Here is a 26,575-nt window from a genome sequence, read left to right on the forward strand (position 1 = left end):
GTATTGGCTGAGCAACGCATCGGCCAGAACACGGAAGTCACTTTGCATTTCGCATTGCGCCTGGAGAATGGCGACACGGTCGACAGCACATTCGACAAAGCACCGGCCACCTTCAAGGTCGGTGATGGCAACCTGCTGCCGGGCTTCGAAGCGGCCCTGTTCGGTTTCAAGGCTGGCGACAAGCGTACCCTGCAGATCCTGCCGGAAAACGCCTTTGGCCAGCCCAACCCGCAAAATGTGCAGATCATCCCGCGTTCGCAGTTCCAGGACATGGACCTGTCGGAAGGCTTGTTGGTGATCTTCAACGATGCGGCGAATACCGAACTGCCCGGTGTGGTGAAGACTTTCGATGACGCGCAAGTGACCATCGACTTCAACCACCCGTTGGCCGGTAAAACCTTGACCTTTGACGTTGAAATCATCGACGTTAAAGCGCTCTGACTGACTAAACCGGTTCCTGTGGGAGCTGGCATGCCTGTGATAGCGTCACCTCGGCGTACTTGATATACCGAGTCGTTTGCATCGCGGGCAAGCCCGGCTCCTACAGAGGCTTACTCTTACAGAGTTGAGTTGATCCAATTTCTTGCGCTGCAAGACACGAGGCACAGCATGCAAATCAAACTCGCCAACCCCCGTGGCTTCTGCGCCGGCGTGGACCGGGCGATCGAAATCGTCAACCGCGCCCTGGAAGTTTTCGGGCCGCCGATTTACGTGCGCCATGAAGTCGTCCACAACAAATTCGTGGTCGAAGACCTGCGCGCGCGTGGCGCCATCTTTGTCGAGGAACTGGACCAGGTGCCGGATGACGTGATCGTCATCTTCAGTGCCCACGGCGTTTCCCAGGCAGTACGTACCGAAGCGGCAGGCCGCGGCCTGAAAGTCTTCGATGCCACCTGCCCGCTGGTGACCAAGGTGCACATCGAAGTGGCGCGCTACAGCCGTGACGGACGAGAGTGCATCCTGATCGGCCATGCCGGTCACCCGGAAGTCGAAGGCACCATGGGTCAGTACGACGCCAGCAATGGCGGGGCAATTTACCTGGTGGAAGACGAAAAAGACGTCGCCAACCTGCAGGTACAGAACCCTGAGCGCCTGGCATTCGTGACCCAGACCACCTTGTCCATGGACGACACCAGCCGCGTGATCGACGCGCTGCGCGCGCGCTTCCCGGCCATCGGTGGGCCACGCAAGGACGACATCTGCTACGCCACCCAAAACCGACAGGACGCGGTCAAGCAACTGGCCGATGAATGCGATGTGGTCCTGGTTGTTGGCAGTCCTAACAGCTCCAACTCCAACCGCCTGCGTGAGTTGGCCGAGCGCATGGCAACCCCGGCGTACCTGATCGATGGCGCCGAAGACATGCAGCGCAGCTGGTTCGATGGCGTCGAGCGTATCGGTATCACGGCAGGCGCTTCCGCCCCGGAAGTGCTGGTGCGCGGCGTTATCCAGCAGTTGCATGCCTGGGGTGCCACCGGTGCGGATGAACTGGCTGGGCGTGAAGAGAACATCACCTTCTCCATGCCCAAGGAGCTACGGGTTCGCTCGCTGCTCTGAGTACCTGTGTGCCGGAGTCGCTCCGGCACAACGCCTGCTCGGCACGCTCGCTGCGCAGGCTGATGCGCCCGCTGGGTGCCAGTACCACCTGATACAGGCTCTGCGCCAGATCTGTGGCGCATACGTGCACGGTGCCAGCGCGAAAACCTCCGCCTGAAAAAACCGGTTCGCCCAATCCGCTGAAGCGCACCTGGTTTTTGACCGGCCCATTGCCGACGACCGTCACTCCACCATTGTCCTGATGCTCCAGCAGCACTGGGTTGTCGTCATCCAAATGGCCGCGCCCGCTCGCATCCACAATGACCCGCCAGCCCTGGCTCCAGCTGTTCTCACGCGCATGAATGACCACCGCCTGGTTACGGGCGATGGCTTCGGTGCGTGCGTAGCGCAGGCCTGCGGTCAAGGATTGCGCCGCGCCGTGTCGCTGCTGTGAGTCCAGCAACCCCTTGAAACCGGGGGTTGCCAGGCCGGCCAGGATGCCGCTCACGATCAACCCGAGCAGTAGTTCGATCAGGGTGAAACCTTGTTGGTGCATGTGTCGTCCCTCCTTGGGTTCAGGTGCAGTCCTAGGTATAGCGCCCAGTGCATTGCGCCGAATGATGGCCTTCATGTCCAAAGTATTTCCCTTTGTTCCAGGAGCAGCGCGAGCGAAAAACCGACGCTAGTCTTGGGCCGCACAGCAGGTTTCTCCTGCTTTTTTCGGACCTCGACATGGATGACGACGGTTATGCCTGCCTGCCCCAACACCGGTTTCCCCCAGGATCTGTCTCGGCACCAAATTGGCATGACGCTGATCGAGGTGCTGGTTGCCGTATTGATCCTCGCCATTGGCCTGTTGGGCACGGCGGTGATCCAGCTCAATGCGCTCAAGTACACCGACAGTTCCCGAATGACCAGCCAGGCCAGTTTCATTGCCTATGACATGCTTGACCGGATCCGCGCCAATTCTGCGGTCGACTACGCCTGGGGCCGGGCCGAGCGAGCCCCGGCCAGCAGCGCATCCGCCAGCGTGCGCGATCTGGACCTGCATGATTTCGAGGCCAATATCCTCGGCTTTGCCGGGGCCAGCGCCAAAGGCTCGGTGTCGGTCAGTGCGGGTGAGGTGACTGTCAGCATCAGTTGGGACGACAGCCGGGGCGCGAACAGGCCGGGCGCTCGGGAAACGTTCACCCTGACCAGCCGCATCAGCGATGAATCGAGGGGGGCGCAATGAGGCACCGTGTTCGGGGCTTCAGCCTGGTGGAAGTGCTGCTGGCGTTGGCTGTGGGCTTGGTATTGGTGCTTGGGGTCAGCCAGGTGGTGATTAGTTCCAGAGCCACCCATGCCAGCCAGCAGGCCGCAATGTTGCTGCAGGACGATGCGCGGTTCGTGCTGGGCAAGATCGTCCAGGACATTCGCCAGGCGGGCATGTTTGGCTGCCTGGCCACGGCGTTTATCGACGACGCTCCAGCAGCCTTTGATCAGCCTGTCAGTTGGAAGGCTGAGGCGGGTGTGAAGTCGCTGTCGCTGGTGACGGCGGATGTTGGTCAGCAGAGTGGCAAGCCTGACTGGACGGTGTTGTCCGATTGCACAGGAACCGCGCAGTCTTACGCCGGCAATGCGCCTGCGCCTGCCCCTGGACACATCAGGTTTGCGCTGCGCCAGATCACCTACACCTTCGAAGCGGGCCAATTGAGAGTGAGCACGCCTGCGGCGCCTGCCAAGGCGGTGTTGGTGGATAACGTGCAAGGGTTTGATATCAGCTTTGGCGTGGCCGCCAAACCGTCTTCCACGCAGGTGGCGCGCTACGACGCAAGCCCGGCGGACCTGTCCTTGATACGCAGCGTGCGCATCCTGATGACGCTGCGAGACCCGACCGAGCGCGTGAAGGATCAAACCTACAGCGTCGTGGCGGCACTTCGAAACCGTCTGGGGTAGGGCTGACATGATGCTTCAAAAGCCTATTCGTCTGCGGCAGGCCGGCATGGTGCTGCTGATCAGCCTGGTGGTGTTGTTGCTGTTGTCGCTGATCGGTCTGTCATCCATGCAAGGGGCGGTCAGCCAGCAAAAGGTCACCGCCAGTCTCTGGCACCGTAATCAATCGCTGCAAAGCGCCGAGAGTGGCTTGCGGCGTGGGGAGTCGGTGGTGCAGCGGTTATTTGCGACGCTGCCGCCGTGCCAGTCGATTGTCACCTGTGCACCGCCGGCCGCCGCCTATTCGGTGGTTGGGGCTGGGGTGGACCCTGTGTCGGGCATTACTTGGACTGCACTGGACGGCGGTCTATACGGCGTTCAAGCCCTGGGGGGCGCGGTGGGGCTGGCGCATTTACCACCACAAACCGTGGCCGACGTATATCGAGTGACGGCTGTCGGGTTGAGCGGCCAATTGCGCACGGTGCTGGAGAGCGTCTATGCGCATGTAGAAGAAGAGGGCGGCTCGCGTTTCCGGCGGGTGGCCTGGCGGCAACTTCAATAAGGAGCGTTGAAATGGGCATGGACAGGCGGGGTTTTACACTGATCGAGTTACTGATCGCCGTGGCCATCATCGCCGTGCTGGCCGGGATTGCTTACCCCGGCTATACCGGCCATATGAAAAAGGTCTATCGCGCTGAAATCGTCGCGTTATTGACCGACCAGGCTCAGCATCTGGAACGTTTTTATACGAGGAGCGGCACTTTTATTGATGCAAGCGGCGTCAGTGCGGGCAACGATCGCTATAGAATCACCGTAGCATTGAACCCTCAGGATTTCCAGCTGGTGGCTACGCCTGGCGTCGACTCGGTCATGACCGGCGACCTTTGCGGCGCGTTTAGCCTGACCAGCACCGGCGCGAGGACCAATCCGGGCGCTGCACCTGACATCTCGCGCAGGCAGTGCTGGGGGCAATGATGAGGGTGCGGGATGACTGGGCGCCAGGTGCGCTTGTTCCTATTTATCGGCTGGATCAAATGATGGCAGAGCAACAGCAGGTAGTGATTGTCGGTGGCGGGGTCATCGGCTTGTTGACGGCGTTCAACCTGGCGACCCAAGGGCAAGCAGTGGTGTTGCTGGAGCGCGCGGGGTTGGGGCAGGAGTCCTCCTGGGCGGGCGGCGGTATTGTCTCGCCGCTGTATCCGTGGCGCTACAGCCCCGCTGTCACTGCGCTGGCCCATTGGTCCCAGGACTTTTATCCACAGTTGGCGCAGCGCCTGTTTGCGCAGACCGGTGTTGACCCAGAGGTTCATACCACGGGCCTGTACTGGTTGGACCTGGACGATGAAGCCGAGGCCCTGGCCTGGGCTGCGCGCGAAGGCCGTCCATTGAGCAAAGTGGACGTGTCGGCCGCCCATGACGCCGTTCCGGTGTTGGGTGGCGGGTACGCCAATGCGATCTACATGGCTAACGTCGCCAATGTGCGCAACCCACGTCTGGTCAAATCCCTCAAGGCGGCATTGCTGACATTGCCCGGCGTGACCATTCACGAACAATGTGAAGTGACGGGGTTTTTGCTGGATGCGGGCAATGTAGTGGGGGTGAGCACTGCTGATGGGGCGATCTTCGGCGATCAGGTCGTACTGGCGGCCGGCGCCTGGAGCGGTGAACTGCTTGGTACGTTGGGCCTGTCGCTGCCGGTCGAACCGGTCAAGGGCCAGATGATCCTGTACAAATGCGCTTCGGATTTCCTGTCGAGCATGGTCCTGGCCAAGGGGCGTTACGCGATCCCCCGACGTGACGGGCACATCCTGATCGGCAGTACGCTGGAGCATGAAGGCTTCGATAAGACCCCCACTGAAACGGCGCTGGAAAGCCTCAAGGCCTCGGCGGTGGAGTTGATTCCCGCGCTGGCGGACGCCGAGGTGGTTGGGCATTGGGCCGGATTGCGCCCAGGTTCGCCGGAAGGTATTCCTTACATCGGCCAAGTGCCGGGCTTCAAGGGCTTGTGGCTCAACTGCGGCCATTACCGCAATGGCCTGGTGCTTGCGCCGGCGTCGTGCCAGTTGTTTACCGATCTGCTGCTGGAGCGTGCGCCGATCATCGACCCCGCGCCTTATGCGCCCGAAGGTCGGATCAACGCTGGATAGACTTCGGCCCTTGCTCCAAATGCGCCTGGGTGCAATACCACTCCTGGCGCGAGCTCAAGGCGCGATCCTGCGGCAGGTGCACGCCGCAGTGGGCGCAGCGCACCATCAGGGCAGCGTCAGGCTCGCTGGTGCGTTGCTGCTTGGCGGCCGGGCTTTTGAATTTGCGCCAGAACCATACTGCGGCGGCAATGACGGCAATCCAGAACAGTAGACGAAGCATGATGGGCAGTTTCTCGACAAGGAATGCGCCAGTTTAGCCAAGGACGTGCCAGGCGCACAGCGCAATAATACCGCCCACAAAAAAGGAGCCTCGAAAGGCTCCTTTTTGATGACGGCAGGTGCAATCAGTCGAACACACCGAAGGTCATGTAGCTGAACCACGAACGGTCCTGGTTGTTGCCCAGGGCCTGCGGTTCTTCCTCTTCGATCACGTCGCCGTTCTCGTCGTGGGGCTTGAGGTCCGAAGGAATGGCGTCCTTGGCGTCCTGGTACTGCTTGATCACGTCCTGGTTGGCGCGGGTTTCGCCCGGCGGCAGCGGTGGACGGGATTCGATCAGGCCCAGGGTGTACTTGCTCAGCCACGAACGGTTGTCGGCTTCGGCAACCTGAGGCACGAACTGGCCGTCCTTCAGGCTTGGGTGATCCGGGTAGTTGAGCTTCAAGGTTTCCAGGCTGGTGCTGGCCAGTTCGTCCAGGTGCAGACGCTGGTAAGCCTCGGTCATCACGGCCAGGCCGTCACCCACGGAGGGGGTTTCCTGGAAGTTCTCTACCACATAGCGACCACGGTTGGCGGCAGCTACGTAGGCCTGACGGGTCAGGTAGTAGTGAGCCACGTGGATCTCATAGGAAGCCAGCAGGTTGCGCAGGTAGATCATGCGCTGCTTGGCGTCGGGCGCGTAGCGGCTGTTCGGGTAGCGGCTGGTCAGCTGGGCGAACTCGTTGTAGGAGTCGCGGGCAGCGCCCGGGTCACGCTTGGTCATGTCCAGCGGCAGGAAGCGCGCCAGCAGGCCGACGTCCTGGTCGAACGAAGTCAGGCCCTTCATATAGTAGGCGTAGTCGACGTTCGGGTGCTGCGGATGCAGGCGAATGAAACGCTCGGCGGCGGACTTGGCAGCTTCCGGCTCGGCGTTCTTGTAGTTGGCGTAGATCAGCTCGAGCTGTGCCTGGTCGGCGTAGCGCCCGAACGGATAGCGCGACTCCAGTGCCTTCAGCTTGGCTGTGGCGCTGGTGAAGCTATTATTGTCCAGGTCTTTCTGAGCCAGTTGGTACAACTCGACTTCGCTCAGGTTTTCGTCGACGACTTCCTTTGTTGACGAGCAAGCAGCAGTCATGGCGAGGATGGCGATCAGCAGCAGGTGTTTCACTTGCATGGCGGCTTGCGTCCCTATGACGGCCGCTGTCTTGGGCGGGGCCGTCCTGTTATGATGAGCGCCCCGTTGAAAGCCTCGGGGCAAAAGACGCCGTATTTAACCACAAGCGCGCAGCCGAAACCAAAGGCTGTGCCACGCCTAGTCTGAGCATGTCCGATAAAATTGAACTTCGCGCAGAGGTGCCGTCCGAATTGGGCGGCCAACGCCTCGATCAAGTCGCCGCACAATTATTCGCTGAGCACTCGCGCTCGCGCCTTTCCGCCTGGATCAAAGACGGCCGCCTGACTGTGGATGGAGCGGTTATCCGCCCGCGAGACATAGTCCATGGCGGTGCGATTCTTGAGCTGACTGCCGAGCAGGAAGCCCAGGGAGAATGGGTCGCCCAGGACATCGAGCTGGATATCGTCTATGAAGACGACGACATCCTGGTCATCAACAAACCCGCAGGCCTGGTGGTTCACCCGGCCGCCGGGCACGCTGATGGCACTTTGCTCAATGCCTTGTTGCACCACGTGCCGGACATCATCAACGTCCCGCGCTGCGGCATCGTGCACCGTCTGGACAAGGACACCACCGGCTTGATGGTGGTGGCCAAGACCATTCAGGCGCAGACGCAGTTGGTCACACAATTGCAGAGCCGCAGCGTCAGCCGGATCTACGAGTGCATCGTGATCGGCGTGGTGGTGGCGGGCGGCAAGATCAACGCCCCGATCGGTCGCCATGGCCAGCAGCGCCAGCGTATGGCGGTAATGGAGGGCGGCAAGCAGGCCGTCAGCCACTACCGAGTGTTGGAGCGTTTCCGTTCCCACACCCATGTGCGGGTCAAGCTGGAAACCGGCCGTACTCACCAGATTCGCGTGCACATGGCGCACATCAACTTCCCGTTGGTCGGTGATCCTGCCTACGGTGGTCGCTTCCGTATTCCGCCGGCGGCCAGTGCAACCATGGTTGATTCGCTGAAAAACTTCCCACGCCAGGCACTGCATGCGCGCTTCCTGGAACTGGATCATCCGACGAGCGGTAAGCGGATGAGCTGGGAATCGCCTCTCCCGGACGACCTCGTCTGGTTGTTGTCGCTGCTCAAGCAGGATCGCGAGGCGTTTATCGGATGAGTGACTGGCTGATTCCTGACTGGCCTGCGCCGGCTCAGGTGAAAGCCTGCGTCACCACCCGTGCGGGCGGCGTCAGTCTGGCGCCGTTTGACAGCCTCAACCTGGGCGATCATGTCGAGGACAGCCTGGAGGCCGTCCTTGAGAATCGCCGTCGTCTGACTGAGGCCTTTTCTATTCAGCCGGCCTGGTTGCGCCAGGTTCATGGCGTGAACGTGGTCGAGGCTGATCCTGCGCGCATCGCCGAAGCCGATGGCAGTTGGACCAGCACCCCAGGCATCGCCTGCACCGCCATGACCGCCGATTGCCTGCCCGTGTTGTTCTGCAACCGCGCCGGCACTCGCGTGGCGGCGGCCCATGCCGGTTGGCGTGGCCTGGCGGCGGGTGTGCTGGAAGCCGCGTTCGAGAGCCTCGACACCGAACCAGACCAAGTATTGGTATGGCTGGGCCCGGCAATCGGTCCCCAAGCCTTTGAGGTCGGTCCGGAAGTGCGTGAAGCCTTCATGCTGCAGCTGCCGATCACCGCCGAAGCCTTTGTGCCCAGTCGTAACCCCGGCAAGTTCATGGCCGACATCTATAAGCTGGCCCGTCTGCGCCTGGCTGCACGCGGCGTCACGGCTGTTTATGGTGGAGGGTTGTGCACCGTGACCGACCCACGCTTCTTTTCCTACCGGCGCAGCCCTCGCACCGGTCGGTTTGCCTCCCTTATCTGGCTGGAACGCTAGACTCATCTGATCTGCGTCAACTCCCTGTCGCTTGAAACTCCCAGAATCCACCCCATCTATAAGGGTATCTGGCAGGTTTCTTCATTCAGGATGTTTTATAGCTCCGGCCTGCTCAAAAGGAAGGTGACTAATGCGTATTGATCGTTTAACCAGCAAATTACAGTTGGCACTGTCTGACTCTCAATCCCTGGCCGTGGGCCTCGACCACCCGGCCATCGAGCCTGCGCACTTGATGCAGGCGCTCCTGGAGCAGCAAGGTGGTTCTATCAAACCCTTGCTGATGCAGGTGGGCTTCGACGTCAACAGCCTGCGCAAGGAGTTGAGCAAAGAACTCGACCAACTGCCGAAAATCCAAAACCCGACCGGCGACGTGAATATGTCCCAGGACCTGGCGCGCCTGCTCAACCAGGCAGACCGTCTGGCCCAGCAGAAGGGCGACCAGTTCATCTCCAGCGAACTGGTGCTGCTCGCTGCCATGGACGAGAACAGCAAACTCGGCAAGTTGTTGCTGGGCCAGGGCGTGAGCAAGAAAGCCCTGGAAAATGCCATCAACAACCTGCGGGGCGGCGACGCGGTGAACGACCCCAACCATGAGGAGTCGCGCCAAGCCCTGGATAAATACACCGTCGACCTGACCAAGCGCGCCGAAGAGGGCAAGCTTGACCCGGTGATCGGCCGTGACGATGAAATCCGTCGCACCATCCAGGTGTTGCAGCGTCGTACCAAGAACAACCCGGTGCTGATCGGTGAGCCGGGCGTGGGTAAAACTGCGATTGCCGAAGGCCTGGCCCAGCGCATCATCAATGGTGAAGTGCCGGATGGCCTCAAAGGCAAGCGCCTGCTGTCCCTGGACATGGGGTCGCTGATTGCCGGTGCCAAGTTCCGAGGCGAGTTCGAAGAGCGCCTGAAATCCCTGCTCAATGAATTGTCGAAGCAGGAAGGGCAGATCATTCTGTTTATCGACGAGCTGCACACCATGGTCGGCGCCGGTAAAGGCGAGGGCTCCATGGACGCCGGCAACATGCTCAAGCCAGCCTTGGCGCGGGGTGAGCTGCACTGCGTCGGTGCTACCACGCTCAACGAATATCGCCAGTACATTGAAAAGGACGCGGCCCTTGAGCGTCGCTTCCAGAAAGTGCTGGTGGAAGAGCCGAGCGAAGAAGACACCATCGCGATCCTGCGTGGCCTGAAAGAGCGTTATGAGGTCCACCACAAGGTGGCCATCACCGACGGCGCGATCATTGCGGCGGCCAAATTGAGCCATCGCTACATCACTGACCGTCAGTTGCCTGACAAGGCCATCGACCTGATCGACGAGGCAGCCAGCCGCATCCGCATGGAGATCGACTCCAAGCCGGAAGTGCTCGACCGTCTGGATCGGCGCTTGATTCAACTGAAAGTCGAGTCCCAGGCCCTGAAGAAAGAAGAAGACGACGCGGCGAAGAAACGCCTGGAAAAACTCCAGGAAGAAATCGTCCGTCTGGAACGCGAGTATTCGGACCTGGAAGAAATCTGGACCTCGGAAAAAGCCGAAGTGCAGGGTTCGGCCCAGATCCAGCAAAAGATCGAGCAGTCCCGCCAGGAGCTGGAAGCCGCACGCCGTAAAGGCGACCTGAACCGTATGGCTGAGTTGCAGTACGGGGTGATCCCCGACCTGGAACGCAGCCTGCAAATGGTCGACCAGCACGGCAAGCCTGAGAACCAGTTGCTGCGCAGCAAGGTAACCGAGGAAGAAATTGCCGAAGTCGTTTCCAAATGGACCGGCATTCCCGTGTCGAAAATGCTCGAAGGCGAGCGCGACAAGTTGCTGAAGATGGAAAGCCTGTTGCACCAACGCGTAATCGGCCAGGAAGAGGCCGTGGTGGCGGTGTCCAACGCGGTACGGCGTTCGCGGGCCGGGTTGTCCGACCCGAACCGCCCGAGCGGCTCGTTCATGTTCCTCGGCCCGACCGGCGTGGGTAAGACCGAGCTGTGCAAGGCCTTGGCCGAATTCCTCTTTGATACTGAAGAGGCCATGGTGCGGATCGATATGTCCGAATTCATGGAGAAACATTCGGTGGCTCGCTTGATCGGCGCTCCACCAGGCTATGTGGGCTACGAGGAGGGCGGTTACCTGACCGAGGCTGTGCGGCGTAAGCCTTACTCGGTGATCCTGCTGGATGAGGTCGAGAAAGCGCACCCGGATGTGTTCAACATCCTGTTGCAAGTGCTGGAAGACGGCCGCCTGACGGACAGCCACGGGCGTACCGTGGACTTCCGCAACACGGTGATCGTGATGACGTCCAACCTGGGGTCGGCGCAGATCCAGGAGTTGGTGGGTGATCGTGAGGGCCAGCGCGCTGCCGTGATGGATGCGCTGACCAGCCACTTCCGCCCGGAATTCATCAACCGGGTCGACGAAGTGGTGATCTTTGAGCCGCTGGCACGTGATCAGATCGCGGGCATCACCGAGATCCAGTTGGGCCGCCTGCGTGGCCGCCTGGCCGAGCGCGAGCTGGACCTGGTATTGAGCAGCGAGGCGTTGGACAAGCTGATCGCGGTAGGTTACGACCCCGTGTATGGCGCACGGCCGCTGAAACGTGCGATCCAGCGGTGGATCGAAAACCCGCTGGCGCAGTTGATCCTGTCGGGCAGCTTCATGCCGGGCACCAGTGTCGAGGCGACCGTGGAAAACGACGAAATCGTCTTCCACTAAGCCCCGTCTGTTGGGTAATAAGAGAAGGCCCCGCATTGCGGGGCCTTTTTTTTCGATAGGGCGTTGAACTGTAAGGCAAAGGCTTGTAAAGTGCGCCCCGCAGCAACGTCAGCCCACGGGTTTCTTCTCCCCAAGAAGAAATCAGAAACAAGCGCAAATCATTGTCTTAAAAGCAATTTAAAGGGTTGACAGGGGTTTTTAAGATTGTAGAATAGCGCGCCTCAGACACATGAACGTAGCGATACGGACAAGTCGAAGAGAAGGTAGTAAGCAGTAACGTAGTACTTTGAAATATGTAGTTCCGTGATAGCTCAGTCGGTAGAGCAAATGACTGTTAATCATTGGGTCCCAGGTTCGAGTCCTGGTCACGGAGCCAATTTCAATATCGGGGTATAGCGCAGTCCGGTAGCGCGCCTGCTTTGGGAGCAGGATGTCGGGAGTTCGAATCCCCCTACCCCGACCATATTTGGGTCGTTAGCTCAGTTGGTAGAGCAGTTGGCTTTTAACCAATTGGTCGTAGGTTCGAATCCCACACGACCCACCATTTTTGAGACCAGTTAACGCTGGAATCGAATCTTAAGATCAGAGGCCAAAAGCGCTGATCGAAGAAGGCGACTGAAAGGTCGCCTTTTTATTACCGGGGTATAGCGCAGTCCGGTAGCGCGCCTGCTTTGGGAGCAGGATGTCAGGAGTTCGAATCCCCTTACCCCGACCATATTAAAAATCCTCGTATCGAAAGATACGGGGATTTTTTTTGTGCGCGAAAATCTTGACTCTCCGCCAGACAAATGTGGGAGCGGGCTTGCTCGCGAATGCAGTGGCTCAGTGTCAGATGTGCTGACTGATACACCGCATTCGCGAGCAAGCCCGCTCCCACATTTACCAGGTCCCACTCGGGACCGTGTTGTCAGTGGAGCTTGAGGCGTGGCTCGGTGCCTCGCCCGATCTTGCTCCCCAGCATCAGCATCGCCGTGCGAAAGAAGCCATACAGCGTCATCTGGTGCATGCGGTACAGCGACACATAGAACATCCGCGCCAGCCAACCTTCCAGCATCACGCTGCCGGTGAGGTTGCCCATCAAGTTACCCACCGCCGAGAAGCGCGACAGCGAGATCAGCGAGCCATAGTCGGTGTACTTGTAGCTCGGCAGGTCCTTGCCCTCGATGCGCAGCTTCAGCGACTTGGCCAGTAACGAGGCCTGCTGGTGAGCTGCCTGGGCCCGTGGTGGTACGTTGCGGTCGGTGCCCGGTTGCGGGCAGGCGGCGCAGTCGCCAAACGCGAAGATGTTCTCGTCGCGAGTGGTTTGCAGTGTCGGCAACACCTGCAGTTGATTGATGCGGTTGGTTTCCAGGCCATCGATATCCTTGAGGAAACCGGGTGCGCGAATACCGGCCGCCCATACCTTTAGGCTGGCCGGGATCACCTGGCCACTGGTGGTGATCAGTGCATCGGCCGTCACTTCACTGACCGCCGAATTGGTCAGCACGGTCACCCCGAGCTTCTCCAGGGTTTTGTGCACCGGCGCGCCGATACGCTCCGGCAGGGCAGGCAGCACTCGTGGGCCGGCTTCGATCAGGGTGATGTGCATGTTTTCCGGCTTGATGCGGTCCAGGCCATAGGCGGCCAGCTCATGGGCGGCGTTATGCAGTTCGGCGGCCAGTTCGACCCCGGTGGCACCTGCGCCGACGATGGCGACGCTGATTTTTTCTACCACGTCGGTCTGCCCGGCATGGGCGCGCAGGTAGTGGTTGAGCAACTGCTGGTGGAAGCGCTCGGCCTGCTTGCGGGTGTCGAGGAACAGGCAGTGCTGCGCGGCGCCCTCGGTACCGAAGTCATTGGTGGTGCTGCCGACCGCGATCACCAGGCTGTCATAGCCCAGCACGCGCGCAGGCACCAGCTCACGGCCTTCTTCGTCGAGGGTGGCGGCCAGCTGGATCTTCTTCTGTTCACGGTCGAGCCCGCTCATGCGCCCCAGTTGGAACTCGAAGTGGTTCCATTTGGCCTGGGCGACATAATTGAGTTCGTCTTCCGAAGAGTTCAGCGAACCGGCTGCCACTTCGTGCAGCAAGGGCTTCCAGATATGGGTCAGGTTGGTGTCCACCAGCGTGATGCTGGCAGTGCCGCGCTTACCCAGAGTCTTACCCAGGCGGGTAGCTAACTCCAGGCCGCCGGCGCCGCCGCCGACGATAATAATACGATGGGTCATGGGGATATCTCGCAAGGCTAAAAGAAATCGGAGCAGTTACCCCCGCGAGCGCCAGGCAGCTCATAGCGTCAGGTAACTCAAAAGTCGGCTCAGCAAGCCAAGGCCGATCACCACTATCAGCACCACACCCAGGAGCAGCCACGGCCGGAAAGGCTTGCGCTCGACTCGGTGTTGGGAGAGTTGGAGGTACTCTTCGACATGCTGTTGGTCATCGGGGTTCAGGCGGCTGGTCATAAAGGCCTCGTCAGGTAGACGTTGCAAAAGGGCGCCACGTTACAGTCCGGGGGCTCAGAGGCTGATGCCCACATCGAACACTATGCTGCGGCCCAGGTTGTTGCGCAAGAAATCCGGTGCATCCGGGTGGGCGAACAACACCCGTGCAAAGGTCGGCCCCACCAGCGACAGCGAGCGCCAGCCCTGGCGCAGGTATTCCGTCGGCGGCGGAAAATGACTGTTGAGGTCGAGCACTTCACGCTTGAGGCTGGTGAAGGCGACGATATCCAGCTCCCCCAGGTCCATCCCGCGCTCTTTGTAGTTATGGGCCTTCTTGCGCAGCGTGGGCGCCAGGCGCAGCAAGAACTCATGGGCCGGGATGCGTCGCGGCTTGGCCTCGCGCCGCACCAGTTGGCTCAGGGAGAACGCGCTGCGTCGGCGCAGCAATTCGTCGCGCCATTCGTCGTTCAGGCGGCGGCCCTCATCCAGTACAAAAAACACCTCGAAGCTGGCGTCGCGAAACAGCACGTCCGGCGGCTCTTGCCCGGCGGCGTGAAATTCTTCGGCACGGTAGGGCACGTTCAGGCCTTGCAGCAGGCGCTGGCAGACCCAACGCTCACGCTCCCATTTGCGGGCATTGGACAAGAATGCGTTGGCTTGTTCGGCCGCTACGGTCAGCAGGCGCAAGTAATCTGAGTCATCCATAGCTAGCAGCTTAGCGCCCAAATGATGACCGCAGGAAGTCCCGCTGCAAAAGCTCGGTGTAGACTGGGCACTCGAGCGTTCCACCGGGTAAGAGGAGTGTGCAGTGAAGATTCTAGCGGTGTTTTTGTTGGCTCTGTTGCCTGTGGGGGCCCAGGCGGTTGAAGTGGGCGAGCGCCTGGCCCCTTGGACCCTGCTGGATCAATTCGATCAGGCCTACACCCTGGATAACCAGGCGCAGGTCCTGCTCGTTGCGCGTGGCATGGACGCCGCCAAGCAGGTGGATGCAGCGCTGCAGGGCCAACCCAAAGGCTACCTTGAGGCACGACATGCCGTGTTTGTTGCCGATATCCAGCGCATGCCGCGCCTGATCGCCAAGCTGTTCGCGGTACCGGCCATGCAGTCCTACAACTACCGGGTCATGCTGGACCGTGACGCACGCATTGCGCCGCGTTATCCGGGGCCTGTGGATAAAGTGCTGTGGCTGCAACTGGATAACGGCAAGCTGGTCGCCGAGCACGCCTACAGTTCTGCCGCCGAACTGCGTCAGGCCCTGGAGCAGGTGAAGCCGTGATCAGCGCCGCGGTGTTGGCGCCGGCAACACTCGGGGCCGGCTGGCTGTTGTATGTGCCCCTGGTAGTCTGGGCCATCTTGCGTTCACCTTGGGTCGAACTGTTTGCCGACCGGCGGCGCCAGCATTTGCTGTTTGGCACTGTGTTCGCCTTGTTCATGCTGTGGCTGGTACGGCGGGATTTCGATACCGGCGTGTCCTACCACTTTATCGGCATGACCGCCGTGACCCTGTTGCTCGATTGGCCCCTGGCGATCGTGGGCGGTTTTGCCGCCCAGTTGGGCTTGATGGCGCTGGGACGCCAGGACCTCGCAGCCCTGGGCGTCAACGGCCTGCTGCTTATTGGGCTGCCGGTGCTGGTCACGGAAGCCTGCGCGTTGCTGGTCGAGCGGGCGCAACCGCGCAATCCCTTCGTGTATATCTTCTGCTCCGGTTTTTTCGCCGCCGCGCTGTCGGCTTTGCTCTGCCTGGTGGTCGGACTGGGGCTGTTGTGGTTCGACGGCCGTTTTGCCCTGCCGGAATGGCTGGAGGATTTTGTCGGCTACCTGTGGCTGATCATCTTTCCCGAAGCCTTCATCAACGGCATGGTTATCAGCGCGCTGGTGGTGTTTTGCCCGGAATGGCTGGAGACCTTCAACCGCACGCGCTACCTGTCCGCCCCCTGGAAGGACGACGATTCACAGCGTTGACCCAGATCAAATCCCACCCACCCAAGCAGGGCCATGCTCAGCGAAATTTTTCCAGGCAAGGCGGGAGCACGAATCATGAGTGTGTACGAGTGGGCACGGCAGGAATTGCGCAGAAGCCAGGACGCGGCACAGGAAATCGGTTTTGACCCGGGCCTGACCTTGCGTGCCATGCTCAGCGCGGTGGTGCAGCAGAGCAAGGGTGTGCGCAGTTTCGAAGACCTGGCCGACGAGCTGCAATACCTTGCAGAGAACCTCGACGACCAGCAGGAATACGCCTTTATGCGCCCTTAGTGGCGCGGTGGCAGGTCTTCGGAAAACAGCTCGTCTTCAGCGTCCGGGGCCACGGGGATCTTGTGTTCTTCAGCAGCCCAGGCGCCCAGGTCGATAAGCTTGCAGCGGTCCGAGCAGAACGGCCGGTTGAGGTTGGTCGCTTTCCATTCCACGGGTGCGCCGCAGGTTGGGCAGTCGACGGTCAAGGGTTGGCTCATGATCGGCCTCCACGCAAAGTAAGGTAAAAGTGGTGCAGTCGCTCGACCTCGCTGTGCAGCCAGGCAAGGTCCCGGTCATTGACCAGTACATCATCGGCATGGTTCAGGCGGTCTTCGCGGCTGGATTGAGCCTTGAGGATCGCCTGCACCTGTTGCTCGTTGATGCCGTCGCGCTGCAGGGTACGCTGAATCTGCAGCGACTGCGGCACATCGATCACCAGGATGCGCTGGGTCATGCTGTACTGGCCGGACTCGATCAGCAGCGGCGACACCAATATCGCGTAAGGCGACTTCGCGCGCGCCAGGTGGCTGCGAATCTCCTCGCCAATCAACGGGTGCAGCAAGGCTTCGAGCCAGCGGCGCTCTTCGGGTTCTTCAAAGATCAGCTTGCGCAGGGCGGCGCGGTTCAACTGGCCGTCGGGATGCAGCACGCCAGCACCGAAGTGCTCGGCGATGCGCGCCAGTGCCGGCCGTCCAGGCTCGACCACCCAGCGGGCGGCGTGATCGGCGTCCACCAGGTCGATGCCAAGGTCGATAAAGTGCTGGGCCGCGGCGCTTTTACCGCTGCCGATGCCACCAGTGAGGCCGAGAATCCAGGGTGTTGTAACAGGAGTGGTCATCTGAAACCGACAGACTGCAAATAGAAGTTGGTTATTTGACCACCCCAGAGCAATGCAATCCAGCCGGCAATCGCCAGATACGGACCAAATGGCATCGGTGCCGACGCGTGGGACTTGCGCAGGCGCATCAGGATCAAGCCCACGACCACACCCACCAGCGACGACATCAACAGGGTCATGGGCAGGATCTGCCAGCCCCCCCAGGCGCCGAGCAAGGCCAGCAGCTTGAAGTCGCCATGGCCCATGCCGTCCTTGCCGGTGACCAGCTTGAACAGCCAGAACACGCTCCACAGGCTCATGTACCCGATGACCGCACCCCACAAGGCCTCGGGCAGTGTCGTCAGCAGGCCGAACCCGTTGACGATCAGCCCCAGCCACAGCAGCGGCATCACTAGCACATCCGGCAACAGCTGATGGTCTGCATCGATCAGGCTCATCGCCAACAATCCCCAGCTCAGCACCAGCACTGCGCCCGCCTGCCAGCCAAAGCCGAAACGCCAGGCCACCCAGGCTGAGATCAATGCACACGCCAGTTCAGTGAGCGGATAACGGGCGCTGATCGCACCTTGGCAATGGGCGCAGCGGCCTCGCAGAAACAGGTAACTGAGCAGTGGGATATTTTCCCACGGACGTATCGGATGATTGCAGTGTGGGCAGCAGGAACTGGGGTGCATCAGGTTGTAGGTCGGGCCGGCAGGCTCAGCGGGCAAGCCGAGCACTTCGAGCGCCTGGGCCCGCCATTCCCGTTCGAGCATCGTTGGAAGGCGCCACACCAGCACGTTGAGAAAGCTGCCGACGATCAGGCCCAGCAGCGCCGCCAGCGCAACAAAAGCCCAGGGGGGGCCGGCCAACAGCAGGCTCAAAATGCGCTCCCCAACTGGAAGACTGGCAGGTACATGGCGATCACCAATGCGCCGACAATGCCTCCCAGGACCACCATGATCAGGGGCTCCATGAGGTGGGTGAGGTGATCGACCAGGTTGTCCACATCGGCCTCGTAATGGTTGGCGACCTTTTCCAGCATGCGGTCCAGTGTGCCCGACTCTTCGCCGATGGCTGTCATCTGGATCGCCATGCCGGGGAACAGGCCGCTGGTGAGCATGGATTGGTTCAATGGCATGCCAGTCGCTACATCGCGTCGCATCTGTTCGATTGCCCGTCTGAATGGCCCGGAACCGGCGGCACCGGCCACCGAATCCAGTGCCTGCAGTAACGGAACGCCGGCGGCAAACGTGGTGGACAGTGTGCGGGCGAAGCGGGCCACGGCGGATTTGCTCAGCAGTTTGCCTGCCACGGGCGCTTTCAACAAACAGCTGTCCAGCCATAGACGGAAATCCGCCAAGCGCCGATACGCTTCGCGCAGCCCCAGGCCTCCCGCAAGAAAGCCCAGCGCCACGGCCCACCAGGCTTTCTGCATGAACTCGGAAAGGCCGATGACCTGCAGGGTGAAACCCGGCAGCTTGCCGTCGACCCCGGCAAACAGGTTCTGGAACTGTGGCACGACGTGGACCAGCAGCACGCCGGTGACGAGGCTGGCGACCACCAGCACGGTGATCGGATAGGTCATGGCTTTTTTGATCCTCGTCTTTAGCTGCTCGCTCTTTTCCCGGTGGATCGCCACGCGCTCCAGCAAGGTTTCAAGTGCTCCGGCCTGTTCGCCGGCGGCCACCAGGTTGCAGTACAGCTCGTCGAAACAACGCGGCTGCTTGCGCAGCGCCTCGGCAAGGCTGGTGCCGGCTTCGATGGCCTGTTTCAACCCTTGCACAAGCTCACGCAAGGCGCGGTTGTCGAAGCCCTCAGCGATGATGTCGAAGGCCTGCAGCAGCGGAATACCGGCCTTCAGCAGGGTGGCCAGTTGGCGAGTGAACAGGGTGATGTCGGTTGATGTGATCGAGGCTGCCAGGCTCGACAGCACTGGGGATTTTTTGCGCACATGCCCTGGGCAGATGCCCTGTTTTCGCAACTGTGCCTTCACCAGGGCAGGGTTGTGTCCGGTGGTTTGCCCGGACACCCTGCGTCCTTTGCGGTTGATGCCTTCCCAGGCGTAGAGCGTTGAAGCGTTGTCCATGTCACGGTTCCGCACAGAGGTCGTCGAAGCTTTATAGCGTAGTCAGGTGACGGATTCTGACAGGCTGGCAGTGGCGGATAAAATGTCAGAATGTGCGTCTTGTGCGCGATTGAGCGCCTGCGGATGAGTACACTGGCGCCGCTGTACAACACGGGGCGCAGGACGCGCCTTGTCATGAGTTCTATCCTGGAGAGTGAATGTGAGACGTCAAAAAGGTTTTACCCTGATCGAGCTGTTGATCGTCGTGGCAATCATCGGCATTTTGGCCACCATCGGCCTGCCCATGTACACCACCCACCAAGCCAAGGCCAAGTTCACCGCCGGCCTGGCTGAAATTACCGCGTTGAAGCCTGGTTATGAAGACACCCTCAACCAGGGCACGGTCCCCACGCTGGCATTGATCGGCGGCACCAGCCCGACAGCCAACTGCAAGATTGACGTGACAGGGGACGTTGCCACGGGCGCGGGTTCCATCAGTTGCGAAATACTGGATGCCCCGGCACCGGTGCTCGGCAAGACCATCAGCCTGACACGCAATGCCACCACGGGTTGGACATGCACCACCACCGCTGACGCAAAATATGTCGCCAAAGGCTGCGGCGCCGACGGCGCTTAACTGCTAAACCCTCCACAGGGAAGTTGAGGTGACCGATGGGGTTATTCGTAGAGCAGCGTGGCAGTGTTTTTCTGGTCGCAGTGATGTGCCTGCTGTTTGTCGGAATTTGTGCTCCCTTCAGTGGGCATGATCTGCAACGGGTGATGCAGATCGGTATCGGGGCTTGCGCTGTGCTGTATGGGCTGTCGGTCGCCCGCGTTGAACGGCTGGTTGACCGGCCCACAGCCTTGGGTCTGGCGGCGATCATCGGGCTGGGCCTGATGTCGTCGATGCGGGCTCACCAGCCGCTGTGGGCATTTGCTGAAGTGGCGGTGTTTGTTGGCTGCGGCGCGATTGCCGTGGCATTTGCCCTGCTGCGACGCCAGGGCGGTGAGCCTTTGGACCGTGCCTTGATCCTGTTTGTGGTGCTGTTGTGCCTGATCAAGTCGATTCAATACACCTACGCCGGTGCCCTGGCGTTCATCAGCGCCGAGCGGGTGCTGGACCCTGACGCGTTGCTGTCCGGCTTTTCCAACAAGCGTTTCTACGGCCAGTTCCAGACATTCACCTTGCCGCTGCTGGCGCTTCCTTTGTTGATCCCCACGCTGTCTCGCCCACTCAAGGCCGCGACTTTTACGCTGCTGTGCGTGTGGTGGCTGATCGCAGTGGGGGGCGGCACGCGCGGCACCTGGCTGGGCATGGGCGTCGCGGCTGTGGTGTTGGCGGTGCTGGGACCATGGGGGCGGCGCTGGTTGGGTTGGCAGTTGGCCGCACTGCTGGGTGGATTGTTGCTGTACTGGCTGGTGTTTAAGGTGTTGGCGGATCATTTGGGAATCGAGATCGCGAATGCCGCCAGCGATCGCCTCACCACCTCCTTGTCGGGGCGTGGTCCGATCTGGTGGCAGGCCTGGCATATGCTCGTCGAGCGGCCTTGGCTGGGATTCGGGCCGATGCATTTCGCTGATATCCCCAACAGTATTGCCGCTCATCCCCACCAGGCCATCCTGCAATGGACCAGTGAGTGGGGGGTGCCATCGGCTTTGTGCGTTGCGGTGTTGGCTTGGCGAGGGGGCTGGGCAACGTTCGGTGTACTGCGTAAGCGCGCGCTGAGCGCCGAGCGTGCAGACCTGCTGCGGCTCTGCCTGTTTGCGGCGCTGGTGGGTGCGTTAGTGCAGTCCATGGTCGATGGTGTGATTGTGATGCCTAACTCCCAGGTCTGGCTGGCGCTGGTGGTGGGCTGGCTGATGGCGTTGCACGTATGGCGAGCTCCGGCAGCGGTCGAACGATCATGGGCCTGGGGGGCGTGGAAAGCACTGAGCGTGTTGGCCGTTGGTCTGCTGATTTTTATTGCGTTGCGCGATGTGCCGCACTTCAAACAGGCCCAGCAGCAGTACCTGGACGCCCATGGCGATTACCTGCAACCACGCTTCTGGGCCCAAGGTGTGATTGCCCGCTGACGGCGGCAAGTTGCCGGACTCTCGATGCGGTGCTAGCTTTAGCCCACCGCCCGTGTAGCTCAGCCGGTAGAGCAGCGCACTCGTAACGCGAAGGTCGCAGGTTCGATTCCTGTCTCGGGCAAAAAGGCAACAAAGGCAGTACTGTTTTCAGTTGATCCCAGAATGGTTCTGAAGGCCAGACGAGCTGGTATTTGCGCCCGCTCTTTTGTATCTGCGCAACCTTGATGACCCAGATGCATCCCCATTCCTCGATCTAAGAGAACAACATGACCACGACTGAAATGACCCAGGAAGTTCGGCACGAAGAAGCACTCAAGAAGTACCTTGAGGACACGCCGCAGCTGAAAGAAGAGATCAAGGACCTGAGCGCCGATGATCAGCGTGACCAGATCCAGTGGGCATTCGAGGATGAGGCCGAGAGCCAGGGCTATCAGCCCTGGGAGCTGACCCTCAAGTACACCTCGACACCGGAAGCGTTCGAAGCGGCGCGACTGGCCTTGCATAAAGAGGCGGCCGAAGTGCTGGGTGTCGAATGGGAAGAATATTGCGAGATGAATGACCTGGTGGTTTAGAAGCAGTCTGCAGGAGCGGGCAAGCTCGCTCCTGCAGTCAAGGCGCCTCAGATGCTAAGGCGCATCGACAAATCCACCGCCTTCACATCCTTGGTCATCGCGCCAATCGAGATGTAATCCACCCCGGTCTCGGCGATGGGTAGCAGGGTGCTTTCATTGATCCCGCCGCTGGCCTCCAGCTTCGCCTTACCGCCGTTCAGGCGCACGGCTTCACGCATATCGTCCAGGCTCAACTCATCGAGCATGATGATATCCGCGCCCGCCGCCAGGGCTTCGCGCAGCTCATCCAGGCTTTCAACTTCGATTTCCACCGGCTTGCCGGGGGCGATCTTGTGGGCGGCCGTGATTGCCTGGGCAATGCCGCCACAGGCCGCGATATGGTTTTCCTTGATCAGGAACGCGTCATACAAGCCGATGCGGTGGTTGTGGCAGCCACCGCAAGTCACTGCGTATTTCTGCGCCAGGCGCAGCCCCGGCAGGGTTTTGCGGGTGTCCAGCAGCTTGACCTGGGTGCTGGCGACAAAGTCCGCGAGAAATTGCGCGCGGGTGGCGACCCCGGACAGCAACTGCAGGAAATTCAGCGCACAGCGTTCGCCGCTGAGCAGCGAGCGTGCCGGGCCTTCAAGGCGGAACAGCACCTGATTGGGGCTGACGCGCTCACCGTCAGCCACTTGCCAATGCACGGCAACCCGAGGGTCCAGTTGGCGGAACACCGCATCCACCCAGGCCGTTCCGGCGATGACAGCGGTGTCGCGGGTAATGATGGTGGCCGTGGCCAGCCGTTCGGCCGGGATCAACTGCGCAGTGATGTCGCCGCTGCCGATGTCTTCCAGCAGTGCGCGGCGCACATTGGCTTCGATTTCGGCGGTGAGGTCGGCAAGACGGAGATTCGGCATAACAGGCTCCACAGACAAAGTGCCCCGATTATAGGGGCAGTGCGCGTTCGAACCCAGGCTCACCACTCATTTACCGTGCAAAGGCAGAGTTTGCTGGCGCACCTGCCCTCATTTGCCAGATAATCTAGCGCCTTGCAATTGGCGTCATAGCTTTGACGTTCAGAAAGATACCGCCGTTTCAGGAGGCCAGGATGCACAATGACGCAAAGGTGGTGCCTTTCAATAAGGCGTCCGCCACGCCATCGCCGCTCGCCAGACTGCCGGTAGTGTTGCTGCAGGTCCGCGACAAGGCGGCGCAACAGCTGCAGCAAGGGCTGCAGGACCTGTTCGATAACGCCGACGACACCTTGTTCGAAATGGCCGACAAGGCGCGCAACAACCTCGACCATCATATTTTCTTCGAGGCCATGCGCGACCTGCGCCTCAAGCGCAAGAATTTCGAGCGCGTGTTCATGGAGCGCCTGTTTGAAGCCTTCGCCAGCCTGGGTCAGGCAGGGCGGGGGGAATTGCAGTTGGTGCCAGTGGTTTCCTACGACGCGGCACCGGGCTCGTCCAGGGATGACCTGGAAAAAGCCGTTACGCTTGAAGCAATGCTGGATCGGGTGCGGCATCGTGACGGCCTGGCCTTGGGGCAACTCACGGCGCGCTTGAGCGCGTTGCTCGGCAACCAGCTGGATGATCGCGAGAACCCACTGGGGCCAGCGCTGCTGTGTGAGTGCTTCCTGCGGGCGGGACGCAGCCTGGGCGTGGAGATCCGCGTCAAACTGATCATGCTCAAGCTGTTTGAAAAATACGTACTCAGTGACGCCGACCAACTGTACGGCGAAGCCAATCAGTTGCTGGTCGCGACCGGTGTGTTGCCTGAACTCAAGGCCGTACCGTCCCGCCGGCGTGAGGCGCGTGAGGCCCGTGAGCTTGCGCGCGAAGAAACCTTGCCGCCTGTCGACGAAAATGGCCAGGAAGCCTTCGCTGCGCTGCAGCCGTTGCTCACCGCGGTACGCGGTAGCGTGGCGCCGACCCTTGAAGCCAGCGCCGAACCCTTGCCCATCTCCCCCCGTGACCTGCTGCGCCTGCTGTCCCACTTGCAGCAATATGTACCCGAGCCTGAGGTCGAGGATGATTTCGACCTGCGCAACCAGCTTGAACAGTTGCTCACCCGCGTCAGCGTCAAGAGCGGTAAGTCGCGGGTGGTGGAGGAGGCGGACGAAGATGTGATCAACCTGGTCGCGTTGCTGTTCGAATTCATCCTCAACGACCGGGCCGTGCCCGATGCCTACAAGGCCTTGATCGGTCGCCTGCAGATCCCGATGCTGAAAGTGGCGGTGCTGGACAAGAGCCTTTTCAGTCGAGCCAGCCACCCGGCGCGACGCCTGCTCAATGAAATCGCCACCGCTGCCATGGGCGCCAGCCAGCGCGACCCTCTGTACCTGCGCATCGAGCAGGTGGTGCAGCGCTTGCTCAATGAATTTGTCGAAGACCCGGTGATCTTTTCCCAATTGCTCGCCGAGTTCAGCGCCTTCACCGCTGATGAGCGACGGCGCAGCGACTTGCTTGAACAGCACACCCGTGATGCCGAAGCCGGGCGTGTGCGCACCGAAGCTGCGCGTCAGCGCGTGGCCGATGTGCTGAACAAACGCCTGCTTGGCAAGACGCTGCCGCGTCCGGTCGTGCAATTCCTGCAGCAGGCCTGGAGCCAGGTGCTGTTGCTGGCCAGCCTCAAGCATGGCGAGCAGTCGGTGCAATGGCAGGCGGGGCTGCGCACCATGGACGAACTGATCTGGAGCGTCGGCCTGCAGCAAGACACTGAAGCCGGGCGTCATTTGCTGGGGCAACTGCCGGGCTTGCTCAAGGCCCTGCGCGACGGATTGACCAGCGCCGCGTTCGACCCCTTCAGCACCCGCGAGTTTTTCGTGCGTTTGCAGGCCTTGCATGTCCAGGCCCCTGGCGGGGGCGACGAATGGATCGAAGTGCGTGAGCCGTTTGTACTGACCTCTGCGTTACCCGATCCGGTCCGCGATCTGCCGGACAACGACCCCGACCTGCTGAAAGCCCGACAGCTCAAGGTGGGTGATTGGGTGGTGTTCGAGGGAGACGAAGCGACTACGCTGCGCTGCCGGCTGACGGCGATCATGGCGCCGGCCGACACCTATGTCTTCACCAGCCGCACGGGGCTCAAGGTGTTAGAGAAAAGCGCGGGCCAACTGGCAGTGGCGTTCAAGCGGGGCGCGCTGCACACCCTGGACGCTGGCCCCTTGTTCGAGCGTGCCTTGACTGCCGTCGTGGGCAAACTGCGTCAACTCAATCGCGGCAAGTGATCGCAACCGAAGGGGCGAACGCGGCATACTGGTCACATGTTGTCTCGTTCAAGGAACCTGTATGCAGTTGGACCCCACCAGCGGTTGGTGCAAAGGCATCCGTCATTGCCCTTCGCCCAACTACAACGAGCGCCCCGCCGGCGAAATCTCACTGCTGGTGGTGCATAACATCAGCCTGCCGCCGGCGCAGTTCGCCACCGGCAAAGTGCAGGAATTCTTCCAGAACCGTCTGGATGTCACGGAACATCCCTACTTTGAAGGGATCGCCGACCTACGGGTGTCTGCGCATTTTCTGATTGAGCGTGATGGTGCGGTGACGCAGTTTGTGTCCTGTCTCGACCGGGCCTGGCATGCCGGGATCTCACAGTTCGAGGGTCGGGATACCTGCAATGACTTTTCCCTGGGGGTTGAGCTCGAAGGCACGGATGACCAGCCGTTCACTGACGCCCAATATGCGTCGTTGACCAACCTGACCCGCCAGTTGCTGGCGGCTTACCCCGACATCACGCCTCAGCGCATTTGTGGTCACAGCGATATCGCTCCGGGTCGCAAGACCGATCCCGGCCCGGCTTTTGATTGGACGCGCTTTCGCAGCGCCCTGCAGGATGGAGGACACGCACGATGAGTTTCCTGGTGTTGGTGCTGGCCGTATGGATCGAGAAGTTCTCGGCCCTGCGCCAGCGGTTACAGCGTGATGGTGGTTGGCTGCGTGAACTGGCCAAGCTGGAATCGAGCCCACGCATGGGCAAGCAGCCCTGGTTGATCCTGGCATTGCTGGTGTTATTACCGGTGGCCTTGCTGGCGTTGTTGCTGCTGGTGCTGGAACCGGTGGCCTACGGACTGTTAGCGCTGCCGGTGCACCTGCTGGTGGTGATCTACAGCCTGGGCCGTGGTGATCTGCTCGCCGGGCTGGGTCCCTTTCGCGACGCCTGGCGACGGGGCGACCTGCAAGCCGCCGAGCATGTCGCCGAGCGTGACCTGAATCTGAGCGCCGACAGTGGTGAACAGTTGCTCGAACGCGTCCAGGGCCATCTGTTGTGGCAGGCCTACCAGAGCTTTTTCGCGGTGATTTTCTGGTACTTCCTGTTGGGCCCGGTTGCCGCGCTGGCTTATCGCTTGCTCGCACTGGCCAGTGAATACAGCAAGAACCCTCTGGTGGCCGAGCGGGCCGGGCAACTGCGCCACGCATTTGACTGGCTGCCAGTGCGCCTGCTGGCAGCCAGTTTTGCCCTGGTGGGCAACTTCGTCGCCGTGGGCCGCGTGATGCTGCACGAACTGTTGAGCTGGGACATCAGCGCCGCCGAACTGGTGGAAAAAGTCGGCCTGGTCGCCGCTGAAATCCCGCCACCGGCGGTCGGTCCCGATGGCATCAACAGCCTGGACCGGCTCTGGGAACTGCTTTTGCGTGCGGCGGTGCTGTGGTATGCCGGGTTTGCGATCTGGACGGTGTTGCCTTAACGCCCTATCTCATTAACCTTAAGTTACAAAACTCCCTTTCAAATTGAGCTATACAGATGCTGGCTAACTGCCGCCCTGCGCCTCGATAAAAATAAAAGAAAGGGAGTTAACCTGTGAAGAGCTTGCTCTATCCCGCCGTCGCGCTGATGAACCGCCTGAGCTTCGGCATGAAGTTCAGCTTGATCAGCGTGTTGTTCCTGCTGCCGATGCTGGCGACCAACTATTACCT

30 protein-coding genes and 5 tRNA genes are annotated in these 26,575 nt (G+C 60.9%); 24 read left to right on the forward strand and 11 right to left on the reverse strand.

Annotated elements, in window-relative coordinates:
* The first annotated feature begins 3 nt into the window (after window positions 1-3).
* Window positions 4-441, forward strand: coding sequence for an FKBP-type peptidyl-prolyl cis-trans isomerase (fkpB, locus tag BMZ57_RS06455; RefSeq protein WP_010213263.1), 438 nt, complete (start codon window positions 4-6; stop codon window positions 439-441).
* Between the two features lie 168 nt (window positions 442-609).
* Entirely contained in the window at window positions 610-1,557 is a 948-nt protein-coding gene (ispH, locus tag BMZ57_RS06460; RefSeq protein WP_010213261.1) for a 4-hydroxy-3-methylbut-2-enyl diphosphate reductase, read from the forward strand.
* Here ispH and BMZ57_RS06465 read toward each other — a convergent pair.
* Complete coding sequence (locus BMZ57_RS06465; RefSeq protein WP_069673366.1) at window positions 1,511-2,092, reverse strand: GspH/FimT family pseudopilin; 582 nt, start codon at window positions 2,090-2,092, stop codon at window positions 1,511-1,513. The two genes, ispH and BMZ57_RS06465, sit on opposite strands and share 47 nt — an antisense overlap.
* A gap of 192 nt (window positions 2,093-2,284) precedes the next feature.
* Here BMZ57_RS06465 and pilV point away from each other — a divergent pair, with 192 nt between their 5' ends.
* From pilV to thiO, 5 genes are all read left to right on the forward strand, one after another.
* Window positions 2,285-2,770, forward strand: a complete 486-nt coding sequence (pilV, locus tag BMZ57_RS06470) for a type IV pilus modification protein PilV (protein ID WP_010213257.1) — start codon at window positions 2,285-2,287, stop codon at window positions 2,768-2,770.
* Window positions 2,767-3,474, forward strand: a complete 708-nt coding sequence (locus BMZ57_RS06475) for a PilW family protein (RefSeq protein WP_069673365.1) — start codon at window positions 2,767-2,769, stop codon at window positions 3,472-3,474. Before pilV ends, BMZ57_RS06475 begins: the two co-directional genes overlap by 4 nt.
* 7 nt (window positions 3,475-3,481) lie before the next feature.
* Window positions 3,482-4,012 carry a pilus assembly PilX family protein gene (locus BMZ57_RS06480; protein ID WP_021491921.1) on the forward strand — a complete coding sequence of 177 codons (531 nt, stop codon included), beginning with the start codon at window positions 3,482-3,484 and terminating at the stop codon, window positions 4,010-4,012.
* Between the two features lie 11 nt (window positions 4,013-4,023).
* Window positions 4,024-4,425, forward strand: a complete 402-nt coding sequence (locus tag BMZ57_RS06485) for a type IV pilin protein (RefSeq protein ID WP_069673364.1) — start codon at window positions 4,024-4,026, stop codon at window positions 4,423-4,425.
* A gap of 62 nt (window positions 4,426-4,487) precedes the next feature.
* Complete coding sequence (thiO, locus tag BMZ57_RS06490; RefSeq protein WP_010213251.1) at window positions 4,488-5,597, forward strand: glycine oxidase ThiO; 1,110 nt, start codon at window positions 4,488-4,490, stop codon at window positions 5,595-5,597.
* Here the strand turns inward: thiO and BMZ57_RS06495 are convergent.
* On the reverse strand, window positions 5,584-5,817 hold the full coding sequence (locus BMZ57_RS06495) for a PP0621 family protein (RefSeq protein ID WP_028618786.1): 234 nt from the start codon (window positions 5,815-5,817) through the stop codon (window positions 5,584-5,586). The two genes, thiO and BMZ57_RS06495, sit on opposite strands and share 14 nt — an antisense overlap.
* 124 nt (window positions 5,818-5,941) lie before the next feature.
* Window positions 5,942-6,967 (reverse strand): outer membrane protein assembly factor BamD, encoded by a 1,026-nt coding sequence (locus BMZ57_RS06500; protein WP_010213249.1) that lies wholly within the window; start codon window positions 6,965-6,967, stop codon window positions 5,942-5,944.
* 149 nt (window positions 6,968-7,116) lie between these two features.
* Between BMZ57_RS06500 and rluD the strand changes: the two genes are divergently transcribed.
* The 7 genes from rluD to BMZ57_RS06535 all read left to right on the forward strand — a co-directional run bounded on the left by rluD (window position 7,117) and on the right by BMZ57_RS06535 (window position 12,211).
* Window positions 7,117-8,079, forward strand: a complete 963-nt coding sequence (gene rluD / locus BMZ57_RS06505; RefSeq protein WP_010213248.1) for a 23S rRNA pseudouridine(1911/1915/1917) synthase RluD — start codon at window positions 7,117-7,119, stop codon at window positions 8,077-8,079.
* Window positions 8,076-8,801: a peptidoglycan editing factor PgeF gene (pgeF, locus tag BMZ57_RS06510; RefSeq protein WP_021491919.1), complete on the forward strand. Its 726-nt coding sequence runs from the start codon at window positions 8,076-8,078 to the stop codon at window positions 8,799-8,801. The genes rluD and pgeF overlap by 4 nt, the downstream gene beginning before the upstream one ends.
* A gap of 130 nt (window positions 8,802-8,931) precedes the next feature.
* Window positions 8,932-11,496: an ATP-dependent chaperone ClpB gene (gene clpB / locus BMZ57_RS06515; RefSeq protein WP_010213245.1), complete on the forward strand. Its 2,565-nt coding sequence runs from the start codon at window positions 8,932-8,934 to the stop codon at window positions 11,494-11,496.
* Between the two features lie 300 nt (window positions 11,497-11,796).
* Window positions 11,797-11,872: transfer RNA gene (locus tag BMZ57_RS06520), tRNA-Asn, on the forward strand.
* Window positions 11,873-11,882: 10 nt separating this feature from the next.
* A tRNA-Pro gene (locus tag BMZ57_RS06525) sits at window positions 11,883-11,959 on the forward strand.
* 5 nt (window positions 11,960-11,964) lie between these two features.
* A tRNA-Lys gene (locus BMZ57_RS06530) sits at window positions 11,965-12,040 on the forward strand.
* 94 nt (window positions 12,041-12,134) lie between these two features.
* Window positions 12,135-12,211: transfer RNA gene (locus BMZ57_RS06535), tRNA-Pro, on the forward strand.
* 192 nt (window positions 12,212-12,403) lie between these two features.
* On the opposite strand, the gene BMZ57_RS06540 is transcribed toward BMZ57_RS06535, so the two are convergent.
* The 3 genes from BMZ57_RS06540 to BMZ57_RS06550 are packed head-to-tail and all read right to left on the reverse strand — an operon-like array spanning window position 12,404 to window position 14,620.
* Window positions 12,404-13,702: an NAD(P)/FAD-dependent oxidoreductase gene (locus tag BMZ57_RS06540; protein ID WP_069673363.1), complete on the reverse strand. Its 1,299-nt coding sequence runs from the start codon at window positions 13,700-13,702 to the stop codon at window positions 12,404-12,406.
* A 60-nt stretch (window positions 13,703-13,762) separates the two neighbouring features.
* Window positions 13,763-13,936 (reverse strand): DUF3094 family protein, encoded by a 174-nt coding sequence (locus BMZ57_RS06545; protein ID WP_010213243.1) that lies wholly within the window; start codon window positions 13,934-13,936, stop codon window positions 13,763-13,765.
* A 54-nt stretch (window positions 13,937-13,990) separates the two neighbouring features.
* Window positions 13,991-14,620 carry a DUF1780 domain-containing protein gene (locus BMZ57_RS06550; protein WP_010213242.1) on the reverse strand — a complete coding sequence of 210 codons (630 nt, stop codon included), beginning with the start codon at window positions 14,618-14,620 and terminating at the stop codon, window positions 13,991-13,993.
* 103 nt (window positions 14,621-14,723) lie between these two features.
* Between BMZ57_RS06550 and BMZ57_RS06555 the strand changes: the two genes are divergently transcribed.
* From BMZ57_RS06555 to BMZ57_RS06565, 3 genes are all read left to right on the forward strand, one after another.
* Window positions 14,724-15,191, forward strand: coding sequence for a hypothetical protein (locus BMZ57_RS06555; RefSeq protein WP_010213240.1), 468 nt, complete (start codon window positions 14,724-14,726; stop codon window positions 15,189-15,191).
* Window positions 15,188-15,877, forward strand: a complete 690-nt coding sequence (locus BMZ57_RS06560; RefSeq protein WP_069673362.1) for an energy-coupling factor ABC transporter permease — start codon at window positions 15,188-15,190, stop codon at window positions 15,875-15,877. The genes BMZ57_RS06555 and BMZ57_RS06560 overlap by 4 nt, the downstream gene beginning before the upstream one ends.
* 75 nt (window positions 15,878-15,952) lie before the next feature.
* Window positions 15,953-16,168, forward strand: coding sequence for a hypothetical protein (locus BMZ57_RS06565; protein ID WP_003171680.1), 216 nt, complete (start codon window positions 15,953-15,955; stop codon window positions 16,166-16,168).
* Here the strand turns inward: BMZ57_RS06565 and yacG are convergent.
* The 4 genes from yacG to BMZ57_RS06585 are packed head-to-tail and all read right to left on the reverse strand — an operon-like array spanning window position 16,165 to window position 19,053.
* Window positions 16,165-16,365: a DNA gyrase inhibitor YacG gene (gene yacG / locus BMZ57_RS06570; RefSeq protein ID WP_003188437.1), complete on the reverse strand. Its 201-nt coding sequence runs from the start codon at window positions 16,363-16,365 to the stop codon at window positions 16,165-16,167. The genes BMZ57_RS06565 and yacG overlap by 4 nt on opposite strands.
* On the reverse strand, window positions 16,362-16,985 hold the full coding sequence (coaE, locus tag BMZ57_RS06575; RefSeq protein ID WP_010213235.1) for a dephospho-CoA kinase: 624 nt from the start codon (window positions 16,983-16,985) through the stop codon (window positions 16,362-16,364). The genes yacG and coaE overlap by 4 nt, the downstream gene beginning before the upstream one ends.
* Window positions 16,982-17,848, reverse strand: coding sequence for a prepilin peptidase (locus BMZ57_RS06580; protein ID WP_069673361.1), 867 nt, complete (start codon window positions 17,846-17,848; stop codon window positions 16,982-16,984). Before BMZ57_RS06580 ends, coaE begins: the two co-directional genes overlap by 4 nt.
* Window positions 17,845-19,053, reverse strand: a complete 1,209-nt coding sequence (locus tag BMZ57_RS06585; protein WP_069673360.1) for a type II secretion system F family protein — start codon at window positions 19,051-19,053, stop codon at window positions 17,845-17,847. The genes BMZ57_RS06580 and BMZ57_RS06585 overlap by 4 nt, the downstream gene beginning before the upstream one ends.
* Before the next feature lie 193 nt (window positions 19,054-19,246).
* Between BMZ57_RS06585 and BMZ57_RS06590 the strand changes: the two genes are divergently transcribed.
* The 4 genes from BMZ57_RS06590 to BMZ57_RS06605 all read left to right on the forward strand — a co-directional run bounded on the left by BMZ57_RS06590 (window position 19,247) and on the right by BMZ57_RS06605 (window position 21,677).
* Complete coding sequence (locus BMZ57_RS06590) at window positions 19,247-19,669, forward strand: pilin (RefSeq protein ID WP_083266273.1); 423 nt, start codon at window positions 19,247-19,249, stop codon at window positions 19,667-19,669.
* Window positions 19,670-19,704: 35 nt separating this feature from the next.
* The gene (locus BMZ57_RS06595) at window positions 19,705-21,105 is read left to right on the forward strand and encodes an O-antigen ligase family protein (protein ID WP_069673358.1); all 1,401 of its coding nucleotides are present in this window, start codon (window positions 19,705-19,707) and stop codon (window positions 21,103-21,105) included.
* Between the two features lie 48 nt (window positions 21,106-21,153).
* Window positions 21,154-21,226: transfer RNA gene (locus tag BMZ57_RS06600), tRNA-Thr, on the forward strand.
* A gap of 145 nt (window positions 21,227-21,371) precedes the next feature.
* Window positions 21,372-21,677: a DUF6388 family protein gene (locus BMZ57_RS06605; protein ID WP_010213230.1), complete on the forward strand. Its 306-nt coding sequence runs from the start codon at window positions 21,372-21,374 to the stop codon at window positions 21,675-21,677.
* Between the two features lie 47 nt (window positions 21,678-21,724).
* Here the strand turns inward: BMZ57_RS06605 and nadC are convergent, their stop codons facing one another.
* Window positions 21,725-22,573: a carboxylating nicotinate-nucleotide diphosphorylase gene (gene nadC / locus BMZ57_RS06610; RefSeq protein ID WP_010213228.1), complete on the reverse strand. Its 849-nt coding sequence runs from the start codon at window positions 22,571-22,573 to the stop codon at window positions 21,725-21,727.
* A gap of 191 nt (window positions 22,574-22,764) precedes the next feature.
* Here nadC and BMZ57_RS06615 point away from each other — a divergent pair, with 191 nt between their 5' ends.
* The 3 genes from BMZ57_RS06615 to ampE all read left to right on the forward strand — a co-directional run bounded on the left by BMZ57_RS06615 (window position 22,765) and on the right by ampE (window position 26,346).
* Window positions 22,765-24,888 (forward strand): DUF1631 domain-containing protein, encoded by a 2,124-nt coding sequence (locus BMZ57_RS06615; RefSeq protein WP_069673357.1) that lies wholly within the window; start codon window positions 22,765-22,767, stop codon window positions 24,886-24,888.
* 61 nt (window positions 24,889-24,949) lie between these two features.
* Window positions 24,950-25,513, forward strand: coding sequence for a 1,6-anhydro-N-acetylmuramyl-L-alanine amidase AmpD (gene ampD, locus BMZ57_RS06620; protein ID WP_010213226.1), 564 nt, complete (start codon window positions 24,950-24,952; stop codon window positions 25,511-25,513).
* On the forward strand, window positions 25,510-26,346 hold the full coding sequence (ampE, locus tag BMZ57_RS06625) for a regulatory signaling modulator protein AmpE (RefSeq protein WP_010213224.1): 837 nt from the start codon (window positions 25,510-25,512) through the stop codon (window positions 26,344-26,346). Before ampD ends, ampE begins: the two co-directional genes overlap by 4 nt.
* Window positions 26,347-26,575 lie beyond the last annotated feature (229 nt).

Source organism: Pseudomonas simiae (genome assembly GCF_900111895.1).
Taxonomy (GTDB): Bacteria; Pseudomonadota; Gammaproteobacteria; order Pseudomonadales; family Pseudomonadaceae; genus Aquipseudomonas; species Aquipseudomonas simiae.

Coding starts and splice junctions, on each gene's coding strand:
- clpB (WP_010213245.1), top strand. CDS start 8,932: ATGCGTATTGATCGTTTAACCAGCAAATTACAGTTGGCACTGTCTGAC.
- BMZ57_RS06475 (WP_069673365.1), top strand. CDS start 2,767: ATGAGGCACCGTGTTCGGGGCTTCAGCCTGGTGGAAGTGCTGCTGGCG.
- ispH (WP_010213261.1), top strand. CDS start 610: ATGCAAATCAAACTCGCCAACCCCCGTGGCTTCTGCGCCGGCGTGGAC.
- BMZ57_RS06565 (WP_003171680.1), top strand. CDS start 15,953: ATGAGTGTGTACGAGTGGGCACGGCAGGAATTGCGCAGAAGCCAGGAC.
- thiO (WP_010213251.1), top strand. CDS start 4,488: ATGGCAGAGCAACAGCAGGTAGTGATTGTCGGTGGCGGGGTCATCGGC.
- BMZ57_RS06605 (WP_010213230.1), top strand. CDS start 21,372: ATGACCACGACTGAAATGACCCAGGAAGTTCGGCACGAAGAAGCACTC.
- nadC (WP_010213228.1), bottom strand. CDS start 22,573: ATGCCGAATCTCCGTCTTGCCGACCTCACCGCCGAAATCGAAGCCAAT.
- BMZ57_RS06585 (WP_069673360.1), bottom strand. CDS start 19,053: ATGGACAACGCTTCAACGCTCTACGCCTGGGAAGGCATCAACCGCAAA.
- BMZ57_RS06545 (WP_010213243.1), bottom strand. CDS start 13,936: ATGACCAGCCGCCTGAACCCCGATGACCAACAGCATGTCGAAGAGTAC.
- coaE (WP_010213235.1), bottom strand. CDS start 16,985: ATGACCACTCCTGTTACAACACCCTGGATTCTCGGCCTCACTGGTGGC.
- yacG (WP_003188437.1), bottom strand. CDS start 16,365: ATGAGCCAACCCTTGACCGTCGACTGCCCAACCTGCGGCGCACCCGTG.
- pilV (WP_010213257.1), top strand. CDS start 2,285: ATGCCTGCCTGCCCCAACACCGGTTTCCCCCAGGATCTGTCTCGGCAC.
- BMZ57_RS06480 (WP_021491921.1), top strand. CDS start 3,482: ATGATGCTTCAAAAGCCTATTCGTCTGCGGCAGGCCGGCATGGTGCTG.
- BMZ57_RS06550 (WP_010213242.1), bottom strand. CDS start 14,620: ATGGATGACTCAGATTACTTGCGCCTGCTGACCGTAGCGGCCGAACAA.
- BMZ57_RS06485 (WP_069673364.1), top strand. CDS start 4,024: ATGGGCATGGACAGGCGGGGTTTTACACTGATCGAGTTACTGATCGCC.
- pgeF (WP_021491919.1), top strand. CDS start 8,076: ATGAGTGACTGGCTGATTCCTGACTGGCCTGCGCCGGCTCAGGTGAAA.
- BMZ57_RS06500 (WP_010213249.1), bottom strand. CDS start 6,967: ATGCAAGTGAAACACCTGCTGCTGATCGCCATCCTCGCCATGACTGCT.
- ampD (WP_010213226.1), top strand. CDS start 24,950: ATGCAGTTGGACCCCACCAGCGGTTGGTGCAAAGGCATCCGTCATTGC.
- rluD (WP_010213248.1), top strand. CDS start 7,117: ATGTCCGATAAAATTGAACTTCGCGCAGAGGTGCCGTCCGAATTGGGC.
- BMZ57_RS06540 (WP_069673363.1), bottom strand. CDS start 13,702: ATGACCCATCGTATTATTATCGTCGGCGGCGGCGCCGGCGGCCTGGAG.
- BMZ57_RS06595 (WP_069673358.1), top strand. CDS start 19,705: ATGGGGTTATTCGTAGAGCAGCGTGGCAGTGTTTTTCTGGTCGCAGTG.
- BMZ57_RS06615 (WP_069673357.1), top strand. CDS start 22,765: ATGCACAATGACGCAAAGGTGGTGCCTTTCAATAAGGCGTCCGCCACG.
- ampE (WP_010213224.1), top strand. CDS start 25,510: ATGAGTTTCCTGGTGTTGGTGCTGGCCGTATGGATCGAGAAGTTCTCG.
- BMZ57_RS06495 (WP_028618786.1), bottom strand. CDS start 5,817: ATGCTTCGTCTACTGTTCTGGATTGCCGTCATTGCCGCCGCAGTATGG.
- BMZ57_RS06465 (WP_069673366.1), bottom strand. CDS start 2,092: ATGCACCAACAAGGTTTCACCCTGATCGAACTACTGCTCGGGTTGATC.